We start from the raw sequence: 23,565 nt of genomic DNA on the forward strand, positions 1-23,565 counted from the left end.
ACCAACCCGCAGCTCTCTTAACCGAATAATGAGCTTTTACTACTCCTGATCTTTGCGTTGTGAAAATTATATCTGAATATTTTTTATAATATCCAATACTATACGGACAATACGTGAATTTGTCAATATTTTTTTCAAGATAATAAATTAAAAGAAACAAATCATAAGAAAAATGTGGTGACATAGTTATATAAATAAATCAGGAAAATACTATCTAAAATATAATCTGATGCCTAATCCCCAGGAAAACTTGCAAGCGGCAACAATAAAGCTCCCCGGTTAGTGACTAAGTCAATTCTTCACAATCTTTCTTTTGGAAAGAGAAAGATGACCTTCACCTTGAAAATGATGAGTTAAAAATATTCCTTGATGCAGCTAAAAATTCGGAACATCCAGATGACTATGTAATTTTCTTAACTCTTGCTTGGACTGGATTGCGAGCTGGGGAATTACTGACCCTTAAATGGAAAGATATTGACTTGAAGACCATAGCCTTAACATTACTAAAAAATATTATAATCCCAAAAATAATACAAAGAACTTTCAACTACTTCCTCCAAAGGCAAAAAGATCAATTCGAAAAATAGATATAGAAGAAGTTAATAATACACTAAAAAAACATCAACTTCCCCAAAATGAAATAAAACTACAATTAGGGAAAGACTATTATGATAAAGATTTCATTTTTAGAAGACTAAATGCGCCTTATTTTGGTTATCCACATTTTATTAAGACAATTGAAAATCGGATGGAAAGCTTACTAAAGAAAACGCCAGATATCCACAAAAAAAAACCATTAAGCCCTCATTCATTAAAGCAGACACACACTTCTCTTTTAGCAGACAGGAGTTGAATTACTTCATATCATGGATCGATTGGGACATACAGAAGATGAAACAACTACACAAGTTTATCTTCACATTACTAAAGACAAAAAAAGAAGCTTCCCAAAAGTTCACAGAACTAGTGAGAATCCTCCGTTAATATCCTCAATGTTAGCAAATCACTCTCATCTCACTATAAAACCCATTCATATCAAGGGTTTGAGGGGCAGATTACATCATGCCGCCCATGTAATTTACGTTTTTATCTGTTTTTATCTAATTGTATTTACCTTGTTAATCCCTCAACATATTATCCAGAAACATTCCTCTTACTTTATTTGTTTTTACCATTATTTATTTTAAAGTTGGGTAAAAATTGGGCAACGCTAATAATATTTTTTTATAATACTCTCTACAACTCTTTCCAACTTCGTCCATACATTCTTGCATGCCTTTTAGTCAGAAATGAATTATCATATTAACCGAAAGTTTCATATTACAAATATCAGAAATAATATAGTTGTTTAATTTATAATAAATAGTAATATAGTTGTTTTTAAATTTTTCTTCCACTAAAGGGGATAGTTAAAGAAGGAAATTAAACTTATGTTGGAGAACTTATTTATTAAAATAAAATTGCAAAGAAAGGTCGTTTTTCATAAAATGAGTAATAAATTTAATTTTATTAAGGCTTCTATTGAAGACATTGATAAAGTAGTTAGCTTGCGGTTAGCGCTTCTTAAAGATTTGAGCGAGGTAAACTCTCCGCAGGAAATTAATCTTGTAGAAACTTCCACAAGAGAGTATTTACAAAAGGTACTTTTAAACAATGAATTTATATCCTATATGGCAGAAACGAATGGAGTGCCCGTTAGTATTAGTGGTATGGTTTTATTTAAAAGACCCCCGTATTTGGAAAATCTCCAAGGTATTGAAGCATACATTCTTAATATGTATACTGTCCCAGAGTATCGTGGAAATGGTTTGGCAAAAAGATTGCTTGAACATTGTATAGAGGAAGGTAAAAAAAGTGGCGTTAAACGCATTTGGTTGCATGCTTCTGAGGACGGTGAACATTTATACAAAAAAATGGGCTTTACTGCAAAGAAAAATGAAATGGAACTGTTCCTCTAAATGTACTGGGCATAATATTAGTTGTTACAAAAGATTGTGAATTATTGTACTTAAGCTATAGGGGGCTTTAGTTTAATAAGAATCAAACAACTTTATTATCAAATTCGAAGATAAGAATATTTATATTGATACAAAATTAATCAACTTAAAAAAAATCCTTACTACAGTAAATCGTAGTAAGGTTCTTGTTTTTTATTTCAAAATTAAACGTCTTTATTATCTCTATACATTACAAACATAAATCACTTGACAAATCGTCAATAATGTACATAGACTGAAATTAGTCAATAACGTACATAGAGAAAAATATGTCAAGAAAATTTGATCAAAAATGTGGATATTTTTTATCGCTAAGGCTATAATAAGAGTGTAACAACAACTTCCATCATGGAATGTTGGGTTTGTGTAGGTCAAGCTAGATAGAGCGACCTACTATCAGATTTATTTTCAGCTCGGATTTTAGCGCACAGCGCGGTAACAGGTTTCTCAATGTACACGAACATTGAGCCTCAATAATTGTTATTATTGAGTGTCAAAAAAAGCGTTTCACGATATTACGCCTTAAAAATCGTTGGGATTATTAAAAAGCGTTCACGATACTACGCCTAAAAATCGTCGAGATTTCCATAGCGTTTCACGATATTACGCCTTAAAAATCGTTGAGAAAGAGAATCGTGCTTCCCGGTGTGCACCCTTTTTAACATCGGAAGAAGGAACCTCTATAAACGGGGTTCTTTTTTGCTGATAAGGGGGAAAAGATGTCTGAGATTATTGAAAAAGGTATGTATTTCGCAAAAGAAGAGTTTTTTCAATTAATTAGGAATTTAGGTGGCACTTGGGACGATGTGAAGAAACGCCCAGTGGTTACACTAATCCAATCAAAGCAACATCCTGAAATATATTGGGCTATTCCATTAGGAAATTACAATCATCGAGATGCTAGGGGGCAAGCTAGAATTCAAAGTTATTTAGACTCCCCGGAACACAAAATACGCTCTTGTTATTATCACGTTGGGAAAACAGATAAAAAGTCTATTTTCAATGTGTCGCAAGTAGTGCCAGTGACCAAAAAATATATTGATCGTGAATATACATATGCTGGTAAACAGGTGCAGGTTGTCTTAAAAAACAAAAAGCTAGTCGAGGAACTAGAGAGAAAAGTTTCTAGGATTCTAGCCTATGAACGTGACTACATGAAGAAAAATGGAAAACCACGTTTCCAGCAATGCATTACAAAAATTCTTGATTATTTACATACTGAACTTGTAACAGAAGCTTATCAAAGGGAAATTGCTGCTTCTGAAGCAAAGATTGATGGTTTAGAACCAACCGTATAAAAGGGCACATGTTGCTCTTTTTTAGGTTTATGAAATATATAATCCCGCGGCTAGTGAAATATCTACATACGTAATATGTCCAAGAATAATTGTATTATGCAGATTTAGTTGATATGATGATCTTTTCGCTTTTAATTAATTAATTAATTAATGATCTTTGAAGCATGCTTTTAGATATCCGATAATGGATGATATAAAAAAAGACACCGAAGTGTCTTGTGTATTCACGTATAATAATGTTCTTTAAAAAATATTAAAGTTGGTTTAATACCGAATTATGTATTCAACACATGATAAAGGGATGGTGTGATTTGGAAAAGGTAAGTACGAAAACTATTCATCCATCAATCCGAGAACTTCTTTCCTTTGCAACTACATATTCTAAGGTTGAGTATGAATATGAAAAGTATTTAAATACATTTAACAGACAGTTATTCTTTCTTCAACAATACGGGGAAATCGTTGGTTGTATTGGAATTGAAATTATTAATCCTAACGAGTGTGTAATTAAACATATTGCAGTATCTACAAAACAAAGAGGAAAATCCGTTGGCAGCCAAATGATTAAATTTCTTTCTAAGCAGTATACATTTATCTCTGCTGAAACAGACAACGACGCAGTGGGTTTTTATCGGAAAAATGGATTTAAAATAACAAGTTTAGGAGAAAAGTACCCAAGTGTAGAACGGTTCTTATGTGTATATACGAATTAAAAATCTTAAAAAAAGTAGTTATTATTGAAAAAATATAGTAGTATTCCTTTCTTGTAATTAATGTAGAGTAGACTCCTTATGCAACAATCATGGCAGATTAGTGGAAGAACGTAAAAAAAGAACACAAATGAAAATATATCATTTGTGTTCTTCGAACTTTAGCCTAATCGGTCACCTTTTTCGACCCTTTGTTGCGGTTCTATTAGAACAACACCTTGTTTTGAATAGGTCCCCATTACCAAAACTTCCGAACTAAAGTCAGCTACTTTCATTGGAGGGAAATTAACTACTCCTACTACTTGTTTTCCAACAAGTTCATCTAAACTATAACAATCAGTTATTTGAGCACTACTTTGTTTAATTCCTATTTCTTCTCCAAAGTCAACCCATAATTTATACGCTGGTTTTCTTGCTTTAGGAAATGCTTCTGCTCTGATAATTTCTCCAACACGCATATCTATTTTTTGAAAATCGTTAAAAGTTATCATTACAATTCCTCCACTATATTTTGAGTATTTTTCACTCTTTTTTACATTTGAGATTTGATTGAATAAGATTCTGTTCTTCTTTTCTATCTCTTAAAACAATTAGTACACCCAAAAGAATTAAGAAAGAACCAAACCAAAAAGTAATACTAATAGTTTCACCTAAAATCAACCAACCTAATAATGTTCCAACAACGGGTTGAAAAAAGAAGAAAACTCCACCACCAGAGGCATTTAGCAATTGTAATCCACGATTCCACAATAGAAATGCGATAGCTGTTGATACTATCCCTAAATATAACAAGCCTCCCCATATAGAAGGGTTTGTTAATTCGGCCAAATTTAATTTAGTTAATTTTGTAATAACAAAAGGAGTTAAAACAACAAAAGCAATTAAAGTTGCATAGGTATTTACTACAATTTGTGAATAACCACTAGGTAAACATTTGATTAGAACGGACATTAAAGCCCATGTCAACGCAGCTATAATAAGCGAGATGCCACCTAGCATACTTGACATATTAATATCATCAATTCCAACGATAATAATGACCCCAATGGTGGCTAAGCTGACAGAAATTGCTTTCTTAAAAGTTAAACGCTCTTTAAGAATTAGACTAGCAAACACAACCATAAATGCAGGTGTTGTAGAAGTGATAATAGCTCCCATTTGGGCACTAGAAAGCATGGTACCTGTTTCTTGGGTAACAATGGAAATAACATATCCTACAATTGAAATTGCAGTTATTAACCCTATATGTTTCTTTTTAATCTTCCATTTTTGTTTAGTAACCAATCCAATGATTACTAACGCAACAAGTGCGATAATATATCGAATCCATACAAGTTCTAATGGTGGTATGACTGACACCACTACCTTTACGACAACATACATACCTCCCCATATACTTGAAGCTATTATTAAAAATAAAGAACCGATTATTGTGTTTTTCATATTTTTACCCTCCGTATTTTCAGGTCTGTTTGGACCTAACGGAGAGAATACAATTCTAAAATTTTCTCTCCGTTAAGATTGGGAGAGTACTGTTGGTACATCGTTTTCAAATAATGGAGTCCAATACATGTTTTCACCTCATAACAATTTTACGTATTTTCATATTGTAACAAATAATCATTTTGTTGAACATTGTTAATTAAAGAGAAAATAAAACCATTCTCCTGACTTGATTTTTCGTTTTAGTTTTTGGAAACACTGCTCTATGTTCTAAATTCTTTAAAGGGATTTTATGTGAAGTGTTACACTGAAACTCTAGGAGGGCTTTAGTGAATAAGAATTAAACTTTATTATACATTTTTGAAAAGTAAACCCATTTAAATGAATAGAAATTAAACACCTTTAAGGAGCATTACTGTTATAAAATTTAGCAAGGCTTATATCTTTAAAAACATAATTCAATAACTTAAACACCAGAGTCGAGTGCTTAACCGCAATATTGGTGTGTTAGAGTATGTACTTCATCTACATATATTTTTTCATTTAACAAAATATTTTTATCACAAATTATACAACGGATTTGATTACAGGATTAAGAGTAGGTGAGTTATGTGCATTAACATGGGATAGAGTTGATTTAGAAAAGAAAGTTATCCACATAAGCAAAACTGTGTATAACCCCAACAATAATAAAAATGAAACACTATTGGTACCTCCTAAAAATAAAAGTTCCATTCGTTTTGTGGATATTGATGATCACCTAATAAGATTGCTAAAAGAACATAAAGTTAAACAAAATAAACACAAGATGGAGTTACATAAAGACTATATTGATAATGGGTTTGTTTTTGCGAAAGAATTTGGCGAGGCAGAAATTGTTAAAAAAATAGAAACTCGTATGAATCTATTATTAAGAATTGCTGATTTGGATCCTTCTTTTTCACCACACACACTTAGACATACCCATACTACCATGTTAAGAGAAAAAAGAGTAGAGTTTGAATATATTCAAGCAAGACTTGGACACGCAAAAGGATCTCATGTAACAAATAGTACTTATATTCATCAAACAGAACAACAAAAAAAAGAAGCTACCGCTAAGATCAATTCTCTCAGCGGAAGCTTCATAATTTAAATTTTTGAGAAGAAAAATTGGGCAAGGGATGGGCAAAAACACTATCTCATCCCTTTCAAACCCTTGAAACCCATGGTAGTACTGGGATTCAGGAATTTGCCTACATCATGCCGCCCGTAAGATGAGAGTGTGTAATATCGTTAACGTGAGGTGAAATAAGTGCGGTAAATCAACGTTTTGGATATTGCTTACTGTAACATCTTTAACGGAGGTTTACCGTTTTTTATGGGATTGCGTTAGCAAAATGTTAGCATTTTCTATATAGTACAATTCAGAAGGTGGAAAGTATCCCCACACTTTTTTAACATATTATCAATAATTTGCTGAATTAATTATTATTATAAATATTTAAGTAGCTAAGTTCTCTTTCCATATTAGTAATAGTGTCATCAAATCTGCCAACCCTCATGCTGGTAAAAGAATCGTTATTCATTAATTTTGAGGAATAAAACATAAAATAAAAATGCCTCAAAATAAAATCAGTGAATTGAAAAGGTGTTAAAGGGGAAGACACTGGTATCCTACAATTTTTATATTGTCCTAAAGTTAAATGTGAAGCTGGATGTATGACTTCAATTGCTTCATCATTATCGAAATCAAATCTTATTGGAAATGGGTAGATATTAACACTTATTATATCCCCATATATTTCATCAGATATATACAACTCAGATTCCTCATCCATAGCAAATAAATTAGGTGAAGGAAAAAATGATAACCTCCCCTTTTTTAAATCATCACTTGTAGAAAATGTATATTGATATCGTAAAAAAGCACCATCAATCAATTTAAGATTATACGCTCTTTCAGAATTAATGGTGTTGTAGACAACATCATAAGAAATATTCTTCATAAATATATTAGTCACATTCGGATTGGATATATCGAGAATTATTTTGTCATTTTTATTAGTTATCGCGGGAAAGTTTTGATCAACGCTTAATCCTGTTGAAATCAGCAGGGTTGTAATTTGATTAATTTGTTTTAATAAATCTTTCGAGCTTAAATTATTCATCTGCATCGACTTCACTTTTTTTAAGTAGTGAAAGTAATATTTTTCTTTGCTCTTCATCTATATCTTCAACATTTAGTAATCCTTCAGCAAGAATTTTGTTAATTTCTCCAATACTTTTATTGGCATCCTTTACTCTTTTTTTCTCGGCAACACTCATATCCCTGTTAATCAGATTAATATTCTTTTGTTGTTCTTTTGTAGGATAATTAAATTCAAGGGTATAGTTATGATTTTTTACCTTTTTGTACTCAGTTATCAATTTTTCCATTTGAGTTCCAACACCTAATACTCTGACCCAAGCCTTACTCCGTGTAATCGCGGTAAAAAGTCTATTTCTTACAGTAGGGAGATTTCCAAAAGATTCATAGCAATCCTGACCGTTGATTATATATACCATAGCTGCCTCATTACCTTTTGCCCTGTAGATTCCAGTAAATGTAACGGAATTAGCGTTCTCAAAAAATACGTCTGGACTAGCGACTCCAGCAATATGAGTGTTATAACCCAGTTCATACAATTTTGCTCTTGCTGCAGCTACAGCACCTTTTGTCTTTAAAGGGTCGGGATTAATTACTATAATATCTGTTGGGAGAAGCTCATCCTCTTCAATATTTTTAACAATTTGGCTTACAAGCCATTCTGTTTGATCTATTTCGCGTTCAAAACAATTGAATTGTATCAAATCATCAATGGAAGAATGTTCTTCCAAGAACTTTGGACTGCTTTTTTCATCTCTTTTAAGAACCACTTCATGACCTTCTGAAAGATCACCTTCGGCAACCCTGTAACCAACCTCAGTCCATAACTCTTTGTTATCAAACATTTGGACTAAACCCGTTCCCGTCCTCTTGTCAACATTTCTGTATACCCCAAAACCTAATGCATGTGCCGTTACTAGTGTTGGTCTGGGGTTTCTATAGCACTTCTCTAAGATAATATCCTGACTAGCGTGACTTGTTTCATCAAACTTAACTTTAGGTTTACCAGAAGGTAGTATTCCGAATATTTCCTCTGGAGAAGGTAAACTGCTTCCTGAAAGGTTTTGAAGCTCATCATAAGCATAAACCAATCGTTTAGGTTCTTTTAAGAATTCATAACAAATTCTTAAAAAATACTTTGAAAAATCTTGCGCCTCATCTACGAGTAAGGCATCATAGAGAGGGACAGACGTATTCATGTTTTCTATTGCTTCTTTACATACTCCGGAAAATGCATGATCGTAACCAAAAATATTAGCTGCTTCACGAAAGTCTTTATATTTATTAATTTCTTGATGCTGGCAAAAGGTGTAATATAATCCGTTCTTTTCTCCACCACCGGGCGCCCCCCATGCATGAATAATATTTAAGTTATCCCAGTTTGGTGGTTGATTAGTTTGTTCAATATAAAATGTTGAAATAAAATCTCTAATTTGTCCCTTGAGCGCTCGTGTATTAAAAGTCACAGCAATCTTCCAATCGGGATGCTGAGCATGTAAGTATGCTGCTTTAAGGGCTAAAACAATTGTTTTTCCTGATCCAGCTAGTCCACGTATTCTTTGAACACCATCAACCGTCTCTATAACTGCCCTACTTTGCTGATTATCAAGGTTTGCAATAGAGTCTTCAACTTTTCTTAATTTATCGCCACGCGAATCCTTCTTAGTAATCTTTCTGGAAGTCCTATTGTTACGAATTGTTGAAATTGATTGCAACACCGATAATAGCTTTTTAAAATCCTCTTCCGTATATGGGGATTCCTCTAGATCATCAAATAAATCATCTAAATTATTCATATTGTATATAGGATAATCCAAATTTTGTACTAGGTTATTTACAGTAGGTGCAAATGTCACAACAGAAATTGAAGCTCTAAGCTGTCTCTTTGACGTTAACTCCTTATAATTTCTCAATTTTGATTCCATTTTATTATAACTCTCATCTTGCTTTTCCTCGTAACCAGTTATATCTTTACCCTCGATTAAATCGATAATGACCAATCCGTATTTTGAAGACAGAAAAACTGCATCGATTGGATATGGCCCATTGGCAGTACCAATTATAGGATAACCAGTGTATAAATAAGTGTCATCCATTCCAGTAAGGCCTTCAAAATAATCCGCTAGCAATCTGCTCGCTTCTGGTTTGGTGCTAGTACCCGGTATTACGGTAACCATCTACAAATCACCCCTAATGTTTATAATTATTATTACTATAAATGTATTAGTGTTTCATTATCTCTGACCATATATTAATCAAACACTTTAATTATAAATGTTATTGAAAAGATATTCAGCCTCTAGTTTGTATTCCTTTCTGGTTCAAAAGATTACGATTATTCACTGAGACTATATTTCAACAAACTTCTCACTGCCATATAGACTATTTACATTACCTTTAAAACCTAAGAGTCCGAGCTGGTTATTTATAAAGTCCCTACCGTATTTTTCCTCAACTTCTTTTGTGACCATAATCATTAATTCCTCTTTAGACCTTGTTAAAGCAACATATAAATAATTCAACATCTTGTTCTGCTCTTTATTTTCTCCAAAAAAGTAGGGGGCCAATTCCGTAGTCAGTAAAAATAAACATTTATTACCTTCCAATCCTTTGACACTATCTATTGAATTTACCAGCAGGCCTTCTTCCTTTGGAACTTCACGATTTAAATCTAGCGCTGCTCCAAGCTTCCCCTTGTCTTGTCGAGTCAAACTAACAGACAAATATCTCTCTAAACTATTAAAAATCGCGAAATTTCCTATTCTATCTAAGTCCTTCATTATCGCCTTTTTTATGATGTAAACAAATTTATCTCTTTCACTCTCTTTTACATTTGACCTCTTAACTAATGAACTAAGTTCATAGGTTAGACTTTGTTCTGCTAGATTAGTATCATTAGTATGAGTCATAAATTTTTCATTCTTGTTATATATAAATACGTAATCCCAATCAGATGAGGTAATAAACCTACTTACTTCAACACTACTTTCAAAAGCATAATTTAATTTACCAAAGATATCACTCTGAGGGGTCTGCTTCTCTTCTGATGTAACAAAATGATTAGCTAATATAACGTGGGAGATTGGACATCTATGATTGTCAGGTATATATGTAACATGCTCTTTGTTACAAGTAATCAATTCTTTGAAAGCATTTCTTCCGCGCAAATCTTGTTTTGGATCCCCTACTAATTGAATTTTAATTCCCCTTTCATTAAGGACTCCCATAATTCCAACTAGATGCTTGTCCATATCCTGCGCCTCATCAATAAAGACAGAATCGAGATATCTTGTTACAATAGATAATACTTTTTCTCTTTTTTCTTTATTAATCTTTCTATCACCAGATTTTTTACAAATGATCCATTTTGCTGTTTCAGTAACTTTTTCAACATGAATAAATTTATTAGTAGCAAGTTCCTTAATTTTTGAAGCTTTGAACCCGGCATTATCTGACAGCTGAATATGTGCTACTTTTGTATATTGTTGTTCAAAAATAAGATGATGAAAAGGAAAAATAAATTCTCTTAATAAGAAAGCATGTAAGGTTTCGATGAATAGTTGTTTGGGTATTGTACCATTCAGTTCAACGATTTTTTCTCTTACACGATCTCTCGCTGCATTAGTGTATGTAACAACATAAATAATTTTCTGGTCAGTTACTTCTTTTAATCGTTCTAATACAATCTGAGCCATTGAAGTTGTTTTCCCTGCACCTGCACCAGCCACTACAATTTTCATTCTTTTTCACCGCTCTGTAGGAATTTCAAAACTTTGTTGATATGTTGAGGTAATTCAATATCTACTAATTCATCAATTACAAGATCACTGCAAAACATTAGCATTGTTTCAGCTTTTGCACCTCTCCATTTATCAGATAATAAATCTGGTGTATCAACATTATCCCAACCATGATTGTTTATAAAATAACTTTTAAGCTTTTCAAAGTTAGAACCCGTTTTTACAATCTCCGGCTCAAGAGTATATTCCACTGTAGTAGCTACGCAAATGTTTTGATAAGAGTTATATTTTTCATGTTCCTCTTTGGCCTTTTGCTGATTATCGAAATCCCTAATAATACCAAGTTTATGTGATGAATTTTTATTCACTTTCAACCAAATGTCTAACATTTTTTTAAAACCCTTATGCAAAGAAATTACTTCAATATCGTTCAAGGATTTGTTTTTTGAGCTAATATAGGACTTAATAAACAATTCCTCTGTCGGTCCTTCTACTAATATGCATCGCCTTGAGAATAAGAATTTTAAAAAATCCAAATTGGGTTTTTTCGCTAAATAATTTAGTTGCTTCGTTTCCATTTCAGATTTTAGTGAAAAAGCATCTCCCTCTGAAACTACTGCAACATTTTCCAACTCTAATTTATTTAAAAATACTGAACTATGCGTTGAAATAAACAATTGAACTTGATTACTAGACTTTACAATTGAATTTATAAAACTGGTAAGCAATAGCTCATTACTTATACATAAATGCGCCTCCGGTTCTTCAATTGTTAAAATGTTTAAAGCGATATCAGAGTTTACTTTTAACGAATTCATCATAACAAATAGATAAACTAGATTCCGATACCCTAAACCTTGAGTATGTAAATATTCGTCTCCAAAACCAAGTCGGACATTGTTTAACAAGGAACTCATACTAGGCATATTAGGTAATAATGTAATTTCCTCAAAAAAATCCTTAGCATTTTCTAAATCGGACTCGTCTTGCCAATTAAATAAACCCTCTATTTTACTAATTTCCTTTAAATCAGCAAAAAATTTCTCATATGATCTTTCAACTTGTACTTTTTGATCTTCAGATAATTTATTCTGCAAAAGATTAACTAAAGCTTTTGATCCAAGTTGGGTATTTTTATTTGAAAAATCGTCACGTTCTGCTGCCAAAGAATTATATTTGAAATTTGTGAGATCACTATATGCTACTTGCTCCCCTGTAGATGGTATGATAATTGAATATTTATAAAGCTCAATCGGCAGTAAATTCATTTTTATATTATCAATTGAATCTGTATCTTGTAGAACCTTGCCTATGTGTACTAATAATTCATTCGGGTTTTCAATAAAAAACTGATACCTAATCGCATAGTGAGGCTTTTCACTATCTATCGAATTGACCCATTTGTGTACATAGTACTCATCAGCACCGTCTGGTTCAAAAGAAACTTCAACCATTACAAACGGTATAACATCAATAAAACTCTGGAGATCTACGCTTCCCTTTCTAATATCTTCAATATTTTCCTGTATATATTCAAAATATCTAGCCTTAGCTGAATTATTTATATCCTGCCAACCTAAATTTTTGTTCAGGTTGCCAATCTCATCATGTAAAAACGGTAAAGTAATTGCTTTAAGAAGATTACTTTTACCGCTATTATTTTCGCCAATAAAAATTACCAGTCTATTAAATTCAATATTAACATCACTTAAATTTTTATAATTCTGAATATGGACTTTTGAAATTATCATACCACTTGCTCCTTTTCAAAATATAAAAAAATACGACTCAGATTTCGATCCTTCTTTAATTGTATAAGTTCTCCAACATTTCTACAAATTTTTCCATACTTGCACCTTTGGAAAAATTACTTAAAGGAATTTTATAACTATACTTTCGTGTTTCTGCCTATTTCAATTCTTATCAAATAATAAAAAATGCTACAGGTTAAATGATACTATTTTTTGATAATATCATGTAACCCTAGCATTTTTCGAATGTAATTGTTAAATCAATATTTAGAATTTAATCTGTTTGAATAGCGATGTTCTCAATTTCCTTCATGATCATTTCATCATCCATATACTCCACAACCCTCAGTAAAAGCAATTTATTTTCAAACATAGCTTTTCGAACATCCGAATGAGATTTTATATGTTTAATATCATTCGCATCATCAATTATTAACTTTGCTAGTAAAACCTTTACCAAGAGGGGATCGTCGGTCTTATCTATCAACTGCCACGCTTCCTCCGTAAGTATCATATTATATTTTTCATTAACAAACGCAGCCAAAATCAGCTTTAATTTTTCTAAAGGTGCAGAGAAAAATTCCTTTAAAGCCCCTTCGCCTTCTCGTTTTAAAAATTTTCTAGTACTATATGCAATGGCTTTTAATGTTAATTCTTGTTCATCAGTGAATATAACTGTACTGCCATCGAAGTATAGAAAAGCATCTTCGTCAGCTAAGTACATTTTGTCTTCAGTGGAAGATTCCTTAATTTCAATAGCTGGTAGGATTTGATTATGGAAGGCTGACAATTGATCTTCAACCTTAGCAACTTCTTGTTTTAACTGTGATTCAATTTCACTTGCTGAATCAGGCAAATATTCTCCTAAGATTATCGTAACTTCAGTTAATGGGATATATGTTTTTATCTCCCGACCAGTAAACATCATATCTAACATGACCGATCCGAACTGCCGCTCAACAATTTCCGGATGACCTTCAACTTTTGCAAATAAATCAAGAAAGGAGAATTTTTCCCTCTGCAAGCAGATCCATGTTCTGGCAATAGCTCTGATTACTTCCGAATCAGAAAATTGCGGTCCTTTTTCAAATTTTAATACGATATTGAGTAAACCATTTAAATCGGCAGCTATGTTTAAATAATAAATTAACAATTTCAATGCACCAAGCTGATTTGGGGAAGAGTATGCTTTTAATTCATTGCCAAACCACTCAAAAAATGTCTTTCTAGAGAAGCGTTTGTAATAAATCCTTGACTTTTCCTCCTGTTCTGCGATTAACCATTTATTAATGAATTGAATCTGTTCCATTTCATTATTAAAATGAGCAGTTCTGGAAAGTAATTTGTCCACATCGACTCTTACAGGAATTTCAATTGGTGCTAAAAGATAATGATCGGCCCACTTTTTCGCCTTCACACATTGATCATAATCAATATTTCCACTTACCAAAGCATTATTCGGCAAACGGCTTTCGATTAACATTGCAATCGCCAATATGTACAGATGGTATTCATAGCCCTGTGTTTTAGAATTAAAAACATCAATTATCAATTGGTCTTCTTCAAATAAAATGTCATTACCAGTACTTTCTAATTGTACGGATCGATAGTGACTGATATCCTTGTACAATTTAAATGTTTCAGCAAATCTTTTACTTTTCAAATCACCTGTTATAGACCAATGCCGTTCTGGATTGATTTTTTCTGCTGATTTAACATAGACAGGTAATTTACTTCCACAAAACTCACGTCTATCAACATCCGCAAATGGAAAAGCATAAACTAGTTTTAAACTTTCCTCATAAACCTTTTCCCATTCCAAATTTGATATGTTATTAGGTAACATTGATAGATTAATATACGTTCCCACTATTTAATCTCCTTTTCAATGGAATATTGTTTCATAGATTTTTTTTACGATTTGTCAGTAATAGGAGACACCAAAATACTTAATCCAAATTCCTCATAATCCCACATCTTAATCCAAGCATAAGTGCCTTCTGGCAGAATAAATTCCCTTTCCTCTAAGGGTTTAATTGGTTCTTTATTAACAACACAGCCATGAGCTTGAGTTGCTGGATGAATTTTCACTAATCTCCCCGTATCATTAAAATACACTAATTTCAAAATACTGCACTCCTTCTAAAAATTACTATAATTTATTCGCTTACATTAATAGACACCAAATTGTAATTTTATTCATAAGGGGCCAGAAATTTTGTATTAGATATTTTTTTACAATGATTGGTATGAATTTTTATTAGTTGAGCATACTATACACGTTAGTGCAATTTGTAGGTCAGAGGAAAGAAGAAGTGCCTTTAGCATTTCTTCTTTTTCTTTTGTAAATCTTAAAAAAACTATGATTTTATATTAAAATGAAGGAAATCCCAAGATATAATGAATCCTGATTAACCGGTTAATTCAAATTTAATAAAGTAACCAAACAAGCGAAGCCCGCAGGTTACATGATGTTATCTTGTTAGATAATCATGTCCTGCGGGCTTTTTTGTTTATCTTGGAGGTTTTCAAATGGAAGAGCGAAAACGAAAAAAGTTAGATCCCCAGTGGATTAATAAAGTATTAGATTGTTCCGAAGAAGTAGGCGTTTCGAAGGCTATCATTGAACGATTTCATTATTACTACATTAAACAAAGGAGAGTTGACAGTGCAAAATCTTCTCAAATTACTTCAAGAACTAAAAGTACCAAAAATTGAGCCAAAGATTATGGTCGTACCAATAGATAAGAGTAAAACACAGGACCATCCTTACCAGTTGCAACTAGAATTGGATATTCTAAAAAACAACAACTAGTATAAATTTCCACAGTCCCGTCAAAGATTTTAAGTATTACTGACGGGAGGAATGTTTATGTCGCGAAAACCCATAGTCAAAGTGACTTTTAATGAAGAGTTACAAACAGAATCCTATTATTTTCTTAAACGTTTAATGGAAAAAATCTTGATTGATCAGCTAGATTTAGATCCTAAATTGAAAGGGATGCTGCTTATGGAAAGCAAACAAATTACCGAAAAGGAGTAAGTGATTAACTATGGAAATACCACAATATATTGATTCAAAGAAATTGTATGACGAATTTGTTATCGTCTATAGCCGTGTTAGTTCTGCTCAGCAGGATATTCAGAAACAAATTTTGTTAGCAGAAGCTTATGTAAACAATCATAACTATAAACAGGAATCTGTTATTTGGTTAAAAGACAATGATGTATCTGCAAACAAACTTTCAATGGATGAGCGACCTGCTCTACAGGAGCTACGATTATTGTTAAAACAAGGATTAATAAAAACAATCATCGTGTATAGTCGAGATAGATTAGCCCGTAACTTTTATGAATATGTGGCACTTGTGAAAGAATTCTATCAATACGATGTAAACGTCATTTTCACTTCAACTAAACAACCACCGTTCTCGAAAAAACTATCTATCGAAGCTTTGTATGGGATTTTTGCACAAACGGAAGGCCAAAGTATTTCTGGAAGACGAAGTGACACCAATAAACAATACCCATCAAACATCTTCGGGTATAAAAAACTTGGTAAAAAAAAGGACACGAAATACGTACCAGATGATAACGTTCAAAGGGAATTAAAAGCATTTCTTCTTGCCGTAAAAAAGGTGGAAAACGCCGAAAGTTTGTTTACAATCCTTTTGACATATAAGAAAATCCTTAAAAATAAAAAATATGATGATTTACTAAGATATTTACAAAATCCATTTTATTCAGGACATATGGAAACATTATATGGATATGAACAACTACGCCATGTGGAACCAATTATTACACTTGATGATTTCCAAGACAATCAGTCGAAACTGAAAAAGTTAAGAAATGAGATATTTGATGCCATCACCCTTGCAAGTAGTCATGGAATCATCATCCCTCACTGTAGCATTTGTAAGAAGGAGATGACATTTAGAACATCAGAGTTAGGCAAAAGCAGTTATTATGTCTGCAAAAAGAAACATGCAGAATTTATGTTACCTGTTAATGTATATAACGATTTAATTAGTAATCATTTAAAAGTGGTGCTAGGGTCAATTTCTATTGAAAAATTAAAGGGAGACTTATTGGCTTATTTAAGACAACTACAGACAGAACAAGAGCAAAATCTCATAGTAATAAATAGGAATTTGCAAAAAGTTCACAAGAAAATGACCGAAAATTATTCATCGCAATCAAATGCCAATTTGGATAAATTAGTACAGTCTTCTAGGAGAATTAAAGAAAACATCAAGGAAATTCATATAATTATTATTAAAATTGAAGAGGCGCGTAAAGGCATAAATGATCATATTCGAATGATTAAAGACAATATGATTGTGGAAATGCAAGGATTCGATTTGTATTATTTATGCCATCTATTTTTTTCAAAAATTGAAGTAAGCAATAATTCACTAATTTACCATGTTACATTCGGTAGATACTTTGAAAAAGGTGATCTTGATGAGCTTCGAGCATAAATACGTCTATATCGCTAATGGCATATTCTTGATTACAGATCGTCCTCGTACAAATTATGAGCAAGTAACATTGCCATTTAATATTTATATGGACCCGATAAAAATACTGACTGGCTACGTACGCTGGTCAGACGATAAGCAGTCATACGGCCATTCACTTGAAATGCAAGAATCAGTGATCATCTCTAGAGCAAAATTAGAGGGATTTCAAGTTGTCGTATTATTTATTGATGAAGCAACTTCTGCTTATCACACTCCAGCTCAAAAACGTAAAGTAATGCTTAACATGAAACAATACGTTTTAAGCAATTCAAATGTTACTGCAGCAATCTTTTATGAAGAATCCCGTGTAACAAGATTAATTGAAGACTTTGTTCTAAATATTCTTGGTCCTATTAAAGAAGCACGGCCAAATTTTATAGTTTACTCAACTCAAATAGAAGGCGAATGGGATGAAAACAACCCATATGTTCAAGCTAAACTTGCATATGCACATGAAGAGGTCGTTAATAAATCACAAAGGGGTTATGATTACCATAAAAGTGTTATTAAGGATTCTCCTACTCCACAAAGACCCGGCTCACGTAATCCCTTTGGTTATGACAAATCAACATTGACTGATGATGAGATTGAAACAAATGAGTACTCAGTTTTAGTGGTATTCATATTTTACCTTTACAGCTTTGGTTATAGTGATAAGAAAATTGCTGATTTATTAGAAAAGGCTTCAATTCCTCCACCATCCGCTGATGCAAAAGGTTGGTCAGATTCAAGTATTAGGTATATTTTAACTAACTACTGGTACATTGGAGATTTAGCATGGTTTTCTCGTACAAGCTATCATAGTAGTAAAAAGAAACCACTAGATGAGATTGAATTAATTAAAAATCACCACAAGGCACTCATAGGCCCAAATTTATGGAATGTCACTCAGTTTTTCCGCGAATTTAAACAAAACAAAGATCGAATGAATAGTCCCTTTATTTTGCGTGATATTGTTATTTGTGAAAACTGTGGAGAAAAGCTAGTTGCCAAGAATGCTACCCCTGCTAATTCAACAAAAAAGTATAATTATTATCGTTGTCCTAAATGCAATAAAAAAACCTCAATGGAAGAATTACATCAGACGATATTAAGCGATTTTTCATCCCGCTGGACAAGAGAACTAAAGCATTATATTGAAAAAGCGAATAAGATTCTCCATGCATGGAAGAAAATTTTAAATGTAAAGATATCAGATTCAACAAAACAGCTTGAGTCTTTAAAATACAATCTAAGTATGCTTAAAGAAGAACATGAATATTATCTAGATTTTAAAGAGAGCTTTGAATTACAAATAGCTGCTATTGAAAGGCAGAAACTACAATGTCTTGCTGTTAAAGAAGAAATTAAATACCAACTCAATGACCCAATGCTATACGAGTTAATAGAGCGATTTAAACAGGATATCCAACATTACTCGTTTGAAGAACAACGCTCACTTTTACTGCTTTCAGTCGAGAAAATTACGATCAACTTTGACACAAATAATCAAACAACAATTGGATATCGGCTCACACCTTTTGTCGAAATAGAAAACGTGATCAATACCATTAATAACAAATATGCATAACTGCTGTTTTCAAAACAGCAGTTTTTTAATATATAGCAGTGCTTACTTTACCGAAAAAAAGTCAATTCTACTGCTCACAATACCGAAACATTTGACGGTTTCATTCCAAACTTCAGCTAACAAATTCAGCAAACCCATTGGTATCAAGGCTTTCCTCTCATATTTATTCGGTAAAGTACTTATCGAGGGATACGTCGATGCTTATATTACCGAAAGACTTATTATCTTTATGCCCACTTTGCCGAATGTTTATACCTAGATACAAAAATGGGTATTGTCAATCCATTCGTTTTCCCTCCCAATCTCCCCCAAATTTATCAAGATAGAACTATTTTTCATAAAACCGCAGCAATAAAAACACTAACTAAAATAAATTCTTCAAATAGCTGGTATTGTTGAAGAATAATTGATCCGATTGAAAACAGTGTCACGTCATAATAACAAAGCACAACTCTTTTAAATCTGAGTTACGCTTCTAGAATTTATTCAAATGGATTATTATATTTTGGTCTATCGTTCTTCTTAAAGTCCCCGATCAATGGCAAACGAGAAAGCATATTTTGTAAATAAAGCGCATCCCACGGGATATGCTCTGTAATACCTACCCCGACAACTTTGTATTGTTTCCCTACATCTTGCAACACCCTGATTATTGTCTCAACACTTGAACCTTTTGGGAATTTATCTTTGTATTCTAAAAACCAATCCGCTTTAGCAGGTAAAATAGAACGAAATTCCTTCATATCTAAAACATCTAGATCAAGGTGAATAATAACATTAGAAGGATTACGCTCTTCTAACCATTTAAGAACTTTAGAGCTATCCTTTTTTATGTCTTCTGGTGATAGTGCATCAAGTTTCATCTTTTTTAAAGGCGGTGAGTCTAAAGCATCCAACATATCATTTAACCCTACAAACAAAACTTGTTCAGGATGAAAAGCTCTTGGAACCTCGTCAACGAATTCAGAATCACCTATGCCTAGTAGATTTGCTAAAACATGAGCATTATGAAACTTAAAATCTTCTGGAATTGATACATCAGGATGTGCATCTACCCAAAGTATAGCTGTATCTCCATCATATTTTTCATTCAGATAAGCAAAAGGAGCTAATTCAACACTACAATCTCCACCTAAGACAACTATGTTATCGGGAGAATGCTTTAATATAAGTTCCTTAGCAGCTTTAGCTTGCTTCAGAATACTACCTCTTGCAAAAATCCCTTTATCAACATCTAAATTAGGATTTTCATCTAAGGGAACCTCTTCAAAGGGTCCCTTAGATTTCGGAGCAAGCCAGTTTAATAAGTATGCTCCTAAAACGTATGGAGGATTATTACCACCTTGCCATTGTGGGAATAACAATCTTAAAGTCTTCATAAATATTTTCTCCTTGTTTTTACATATGATTCATTTCAATCCGTTTTGTGATAAAAAGCATGATGCTGCTTTTTTATTGGAAATCTTCCATCAATTCATCAACTATGCCTTTAACACTTTTGATTTCTTTAATTCTATCAATAGCAGTGTTTACACTTACTATCCCTTCATTAGAGTTTCCTAATCTCATTCCGGGAAGAAGACCTCCACCTTGAGTAATTAGTTGTTCGACTTCATCACTGGAAGAACCATTTAAACGCATTTGCTCCAACTTCTTCGCATAATTGTTTGGTGTGGAACGTTGATTATCGGAAACTAAGATTAGATCTGAACCACTAGAATTGATGATATCTTGCTTCGTTTTATCCGCAGCTGGACATTCTTCAGATACGACAAAACGTGTTCCAACATAAACACCATCCGCTCCTAATATTAAAGCTGCACGGACAGCTTGAATATCATTAATTCCACCTGCTGCTAAAACAGGTATATTCACAGCATTAACTATTGTTGGCACGATTGAGAAAGTACCTATTCCTCCATTTTGCGGAATCCATCCTCCCTCATCATAACCTGTTGCTATGATAACATCGGCTCCTAAAGATTCAGCTAACTTCGCCCCTTCTACGGTTGGGGTTAATTCACGAAGAATTAATTTAGCACCTTGATTTTTGATTGATTTAATCAATCTTTCATTAACATCACCAACGGAAACGAAATACTGAACCCCTTCTTCAAAAGCGACATCTAAATACTTCTGTGAGTGATTCTCTGTTTGAAGATCACCGTTTGGAGGGAAGAAAATATTTAAAGCGAAGGGCTTATTCGTCAGTTCCTTTATCTTTCGTATCTCATTACGGAGTTTTTCTGTAGATGTTAAATGAGTATCTTCAACTGGTCCTGCGTTTGGACCAATAACACCCATTCCTCCTGCATTAGAAACAGCTGCAACAAATTTTGCATCTGTTATCCAGTTCATAGCAGCTTGAATAATTGGATATTGAATATTTAACGATTCTTGTATTTTATTACTAAGGTTAATTTGCATTGTTCCCATTCAAGACACCTCGTTATTTAATGTTTTAGTGGACGGCTCTGTCTTGCCGATCTTATTTCCTTTATAAATAAAATAAAGTGCAATCATCATAAAAATAGCTGCAAGTAGTCGGTTTGTATCTAATGGAATTACCATACTATTAAACCAGCCGTAGTGATCAATAATTAAGCTAATTACTAACTCCCTCAATAAACAAACACTTATCTCTTAAATACGCAGTTTTTCTCCATATTGCTATCTAACTTGTTTAACTTTATAGATTCAGTTAGTGTGAAAAGATCATAAATAAGCAGTTTACAAAGAAAATGAGCGCAAGAAACTAGCCAACCTTCGGTTCATTTCAAAAAGTTGGATAAATAGGTATGTACGCACCAATGGATGTCCACATATCTTATGGAGGTCTACCCTCCCAAGTCTCACAGAGTCTACGCTCCTACATTCCTTCGTTCAACCTTTCCATAAGGTGGATGTCGGTCATGCTGCCCTACAGGATCTTGTCCTTACGTTAGTTGCGTTGCCGACTAATCCCATGCTGATTTTGTCTGTTCATCTGTTCAAATCTAGTCGATAAAAGTTAGTTTTATAGTGATTAAGCTGCTATTGGTTCTTGGATAAATGCATGCATATGTGGGATGTCCTTCAACATCTTCTCCTCTTGAAACACAAACTGTTTCTTACCAATAGAGAAGAGTATGCGGATGAGCTTATTACACAAAGCAATTAAAGACTGCATCTTTTTCAACGGATTGTCAGGTCTCGTTGTGTAGTAATGATGTAGGGCTTTAAAGGCTTTGTTCTTGGCTACTAGAATCATAGATGCCCGGAATAACAATGCTCGTAATTTCTTTCGACCACGTTTGGTTATTCTGGTCCTCCCTTTATGCTTACCTGATGTATTTTCTTTTAAGCTAAGCCCTGCCAGTTTGGTTATCTGACGAGGATGATTATATTCACTCAAATCGCCTACTTCAGCGAAGAAACCCGCCACTGTATCGCGTCCAATACCTGTTATCTCTAACATTTGATCAACACCTGGAATATCTTGAAGCAGTGTATCCAGAGTTTGGTCAAGCTCTTCGAACTTGGCTTGAATGAGTTCATACTTTTGGATTAAGGTTCTTAATTCCATTTTAGCCATCATGGCACCCTGTCGGATGCCAATCGAGCGATTGGCTGCTTCTTTTAAAGCTTGAATTTTCTTAATCCCTATACTACGTTTCACAGCTTGCCTAAGGTATTCTAGTAATTCTTCTTCTGTATATCTAACCAATTCTTCCGGTAATGCTTCAAGCTTTAATAAATGAAGAGCTGCTTTCCCTTCCCAACTTTTAAAAACAGTAAAGAACTCTGGGAAAAATCGATCTATCCAGTTGTGTACTTGTCCTTGTACAATCTGTAAGTCAACAGTTAATAGATCACGTAATTTCTTAGCCACACGCAGCTCCGCGAAAACTCCTTGTGGTATCGTTGGTTCGGCGTATCTACCATCTTTGATTAGTTGTGCAATGACTTTTGCGTCTTTGACATCATTTTTAGTGGGAGAGTTATCGTCTAGCTCCTTACTATGCTTGACGTGTAAAGGATTGACCGTGACGAACTTAATCTGTTCCTCCTTTAGAATATGAGCTAAATTAAGCCAATAATGGCCTGTAGGCTCCATTCCAGTAATGACAGACTCCATTTCGCATGACTCTTTTATTTGATTAATCCAATCAATAAATGTCTTAAATCCTTCTTGGGTATTATCAAAAAAGCAAGTAGAGCCTAGCTCCATTCCACGATAATCCTGCGCTCTAGCTACATGATGATGTTTGGCAATATCAATACCAATTACTAGAGTTTTAGGTGTGATTTGAGCTATTTTATGATTTTGGTTATAATTCATAGTGAGACCTCCGAGTAGATATTTTGTCCCTTTTAGCTGGCCAGGCTTAGGACACATTTATCTTATCAAGAGGTCTTTTTT

At 33.2% G+C, this 23,565-nt stretch carries 20 protein-coding genes, 1 pseudogene and 1 other annotated feature (1 of these 22 running past the window's edge); of the genes and pseudogenes, 9 read left to right on the forward strand and 12 right to left on the reverse strand.

Going from position 1 to position 23,565, the window contains the following annotated elements:
* Positions 1-62, reverse strand: a binding site (T-box leader); it reaches 173 nt to the left of the window's first position.
* Between the two features lie 288 nt (positions 63-350).
* From NSQ89_RS25440 to NSQ89_RS20435, 4 genes and pseudogenes are all read left to right on the forward strand, one after another.
* A pseudogene (locus NSQ89_RS25440) lies at positions 351-587 on the forward strand (site-specific integrase); the annotation flags it as partial.
* A gap of 900 nt (positions 588-1,487) precedes the next feature.
* Positions 1,488-1,958, forward strand: coding sequence for a GNAT family N-acetyltransferase (locus NSQ89_RS20425; RefSeq protein ID WP_341133210.1), 471 nt, complete (start codon positions 1,488-1,490; stop codon positions 1,956-1,958).
* Between the two features lie 758 nt (positions 1,959-2,716).
* Entirely contained in the window at positions 2,717-3,295 is a 579-nt protein-coding gene (locus NSQ89_RS20430; protein WP_176474115.1) for a hypothetical protein, read from the forward strand.
* Between the two features lie 311 nt (positions 3,296-3,606).
* Positions 3,607-4,008: a GNAT family N-acetyltransferase gene (locus NSQ89_RS20435; protein WP_095323048.1), complete on the forward strand. Its 402-nt coding sequence runs from the start codon at positions 3,607-3,609 to the stop codon at positions 4,006-4,008.
* A gap of 158 nt (positions 4,009-4,166) precedes the next feature.
* Here NSQ89_RS20435 and NSQ89_RS20440 read toward each other — a convergent pair whose 3' ends face one another.
* Together NSQ89_RS20440 and NSQ89_RS20445 are read right to left on the reverse strand one after the other, a co-directional pair.
* Positions 4,167-4,496: a tRNA-binding protein gene (locus NSQ89_RS20440; protein WP_095323047.1), complete on the reverse strand. Its 330-nt coding sequence runs from the start codon at positions 4,494-4,496 to the stop codon at positions 4,167-4,169.
* 31 nt (positions 4,497-4,527) lie between these two features.
* Positions 4,528-5,448 (reverse strand): DMT family transporter, encoded by a 921-nt coding sequence (locus NSQ89_RS20445; RefSeq protein ID WP_095323046.1) that lies wholly within the window; start codon positions 5,446-5,448, stop codon positions 4,528-4,530.
* A gap of 580 nt (positions 5,449-6,028) precedes the next feature.
* Here NSQ89_RS20445 and NSQ89_RS20450 point away from each other — a divergent pair.
* Positions 6,029-6,583, forward strand: a complete 555-nt coding sequence (locus NSQ89_RS20450) for a site-specific integrase (RefSeq protein ID WP_336044540.1) — start codon at positions 6,029-6,031, stop codon at positions 6,581-6,583.
* Between the two features lie 328 nt (positions 6,584-6,911).
* Here the strand turns inward: NSQ89_RS20450 and NSQ89_RS20455 are convergent, their stop codons facing one another.
* The 6 genes from NSQ89_RS20455 to NSQ89_RS20480 all read right to left on the reverse strand — a co-directional run bounded on the left by NSQ89_RS20455 (position 6,912) and on the right by NSQ89_RS20480 (position 15,185).
* Positions 6,912-7,598 carry a DUF2290 domain-containing protein gene (locus NSQ89_RS20455; protein ID WP_341133211.1) on the reverse strand — a complete coding sequence of 229 codons (687 nt, stop codon included), beginning with the start codon at positions 7,596-7,598 and terminating at the stop codon, positions 6,912-6,914.
* A complete protein-coding gene (locus NSQ89_RS20460) occupies positions 7,591-9,753 on the reverse strand; it encodes a DEAD/DEAH box helicase (protein ID WP_341133212.1) in 2,163 nt (720 codons plus the stop codon). Before NSQ89_RS20460 ends, NSQ89_RS20455 begins: the two co-directional genes overlap by 8 nt.
* A 171-nt stretch (positions 9,754-9,924) precedes the next feature.
* Entirely contained in the window at positions 9,925-11,316 is a 1,392-nt protein-coding gene (locus NSQ89_RS20465; RefSeq protein WP_341133213.1) for a UvrD-helicase domain-containing protein, read from the reverse strand.
* Entirely contained in the window at positions 11,313-13,067 is a 1,755-nt protein-coding gene (locus tag NSQ89_RS20470; RefSeq protein ID WP_341133214.1) for an ATP-dependent nuclease, read from the reverse strand. The genes NSQ89_RS20465 and NSQ89_RS20470 overlap by 4 nt, the downstream gene beginning before the upstream one ends.
* A 274-nt stretch (positions 13,068-13,341) precedes the next feature.
* Positions 13,342-14,937 carry a hypothetical protein gene (locus NSQ89_RS20475; protein ID WP_341133215.1) on the reverse strand — a complete coding sequence of 532 codons (1,596 nt, stop codon included), beginning with the start codon at positions 14,935-14,937 and terminating at the stop codon, positions 13,342-13,344.
* Positions 14,938-14,981: 44 nt separating this feature from the next.
* On the reverse strand, positions 14,982-15,185 hold the full coding sequence (locus NSQ89_RS20480; protein ID WP_341133433.1) for a hypothetical protein: 204 nt from the start codon (positions 15,183-15,185) through the stop codon (positions 14,982-14,984).
* A gap of 414 nt (positions 15,186-15,599) precedes the next feature.
* Here NSQ89_RS20480 and NSQ89_RS20485 point away from each other — a divergent pair, with 414 nt between their 5' ends.
* The 4 genes from NSQ89_RS20485 to NSQ89_RS20500 all read left to right on the forward strand — a co-directional run bounded on the left by NSQ89_RS20485 (position 15,600) and on the right by NSQ89_RS20500 (position 19,163).
* The gene (locus tag NSQ89_RS20485) at positions 15,600-15,785 is read left to right on the forward strand and encodes a hypothetical protein (protein WP_341133216.1); all 186 of its coding nucleotides are present in this window, start codon (positions 15,600-15,602) and stop codon (positions 15,783-15,785) included.
* Positions 15,786-15,939: 154 nt separating this feature from the next.
* Positions 15,940-16,110, forward strand: a complete 171-nt coding sequence (locus NSQ89_RS20490; protein ID WP_341133217.1) for a hypothetical protein — start codon at positions 15,940-15,942, stop codon at positions 16,108-16,110.
* 10 nt (positions 16,111-16,120) lie between these two features.
* Positions 16,121-17,551, forward strand: a complete 1,431-nt coding sequence (locus NSQ89_RS20495; RefSeq protein ID WP_341133218.1) for a recombinase family protein — start codon at positions 16,121-16,123, stop codon at positions 17,549-17,551.
* Entirely contained in the window at positions 17,535-19,163 is a 1,629-nt protein-coding gene (locus tag NSQ89_RS20500) for a recombinase family protein (RefSeq protein ID WP_341133219.1), read from the forward strand. The genes NSQ89_RS20495 and NSQ89_RS20500 overlap by 17 nt, the downstream gene beginning before the upstream one ends.
* 482 nt (positions 19,164-19,645) lie before the next feature.
* Here the strand turns inward: NSQ89_RS20500 and NSQ89_RS20505 are convergent, their stop codons facing one another.
* From NSQ89_RS20505 to NSQ89_RS20520, 4 genes are all read right to left on the reverse strand, one after another.
* Positions 19,646-20,542 carry an arginase family protein gene (locus NSQ89_RS20505; RefSeq protein ID WP_341133220.1) on the reverse strand — a complete coding sequence of 299 codons (897 nt, stop codon included), beginning with the start codon at positions 20,540-20,542 and terminating at the stop codon, positions 19,646-19,648.
* 73 nt (positions 20,543-20,615) lie between these two features.
* On the reverse strand, positions 20,616-21,599 hold the full coding sequence (locus NSQ89_RS20510) for an NAD(P)H-dependent flavin oxidoreductase (RefSeq protein ID WP_341133221.1): 984 nt from the start codon (positions 21,597-21,599) through the stop codon (positions 20,616-20,618).
* On the reverse strand, positions 21,600-21,788 hold the full coding sequence (locus NSQ89_RS20515) for a DMT family transporter (protein WP_445668975.1): 189 nt from the start codon (positions 21,786-21,788) through the stop codon (positions 21,600-21,602). It abuts the gene before it with no gap.
* A gap of 400 nt (positions 21,789-22,188) precedes the next feature.
* Entirely contained in the window at positions 22,189-23,484 is a 1,296-nt protein-coding gene (locus tag NSQ89_RS20520; protein WP_341132193.1) for an IS110 family transposase, read from the reverse strand.
* Positions 23,485-23,565 lie beyond the last annotated feature (81 nt).

Origin of the sequence: Niallia sp. FSL R7-0648 (assembly GCF_038007005.1) — a bacterium.
Classification (GTDB): Bacteria; Bacillota; Bacilli; order Bacillales; family Cytobacillaceae; genus Niallia; species Niallia circulans.

What these genes read in the sequence shown, in the direction of transcription:
- NSQ89_RS20470 (WP_341133214.1), bottom strand. Translation starts at nt 13,067, where the DNA reads ATGATAATTTCAAAAGTCCATATTCAGAATTATAAAAATTTAAGTGAT.
- NSQ89_RS20460 (WP_341133212.1), bottom strand. Translation starts at nt 9,753, where the DNA reads ATGGTTACCGTAATACCGGGTACTAGCACCAAACCAGAAGCGAGCAGA.
- NSQ89_RS20500 (WP_341133219.1), top strand. Translation starts at nt 17,535, where the DNA reads ATGAGCTTCGAGCATAAATACGTCTATATCGCTAATGGCATATTCTTG.
- NSQ89_RS20505 (WP_341133220.1), bottom strand. Translation starts at nt 20,542, where the DNA reads ATGAAGACTTTAAGATTGTTATTCCCACAATGGCAAGGTGGTAATAAT.
- NSQ89_RS20485 (WP_341133216.1), top strand. Translation starts at nt 15,600, where the DNA reads ATGGAAGAGCGAAAACGAAAAAAGTTAGATCCCCAGTGGATTAATAAA.
- NSQ89_RS20445 (WP_095323046.1), bottom strand. Translation starts at nt 5,448, where the DNA reads ATGAAAAACACAATAATCGGTTCTTTATTTTTAATAATAGCTTCAAGT.
- NSQ89_RS20455 (WP_341133211.1), bottom strand. Translation starts at nt 7,598, where the DNA reads ATGAATAATTTAAGCTCGAAAGATTTATTAAAACAAATTAATCAAATT.
- NSQ89_RS20440 (WP_095323047.1), bottom strand. Translation starts at nt 4,496, where the DNA reads ATGATAACTTTTAACGATTTTCAAAAAATAGATATGCGTGTTGGAGAA.
- NSQ89_RS20510 (WP_341133221.1), bottom strand. Translation starts at nt 21,599, where the DNA reads ATGGGAACAATGCAAATTAACCTTAGTAATAAAATACAAGAATCGTTA.
- NSQ89_RS20425 (WP_341133210.1), top strand. Translation starts at nt 1,488, where the DNA reads ATGAGTAATAAATTTAATTTTATTAAGGCTTCTATTGAAGACATTGAT.
- NSQ89_RS20495 (WP_341133218.1), top strand. Translation starts at nt 16,121, where the DNA reads ATGGAAATACCACAATATATTGATTCAAAGAAATTGTATGACGAATTT.
- NSQ89_RS20465 (WP_341133213.1), bottom strand. Translation starts at nt 11,316, where the DNA reads ATGAAAATTGTAGTGGCTGGTGCAGGTGCAGGGAAAACAACTTCAATG.
- NSQ89_RS20520 (WP_341132193.1), bottom strand. Translation starts at nt 23,484, where the DNA reads ATGAATTATAACCAAAATCATAAAATAGCTCAAATCACACCTAAAACT.
- NSQ89_RS20430 (WP_176474115.1), top strand. Translation starts at nt 2,717, where the DNA reads ATGTCTGAGATTATTGAAAAAGGTATGTATTTCGCAAAAGAAGAGTTT.
- NSQ89_RS20490 (WP_341133217.1), top strand. Translation starts at nt 15,940, where the DNA reads ATGTCGCGAAAACCCATAGTCAAAGTGACTTTTAATGAAGAGTTACAA.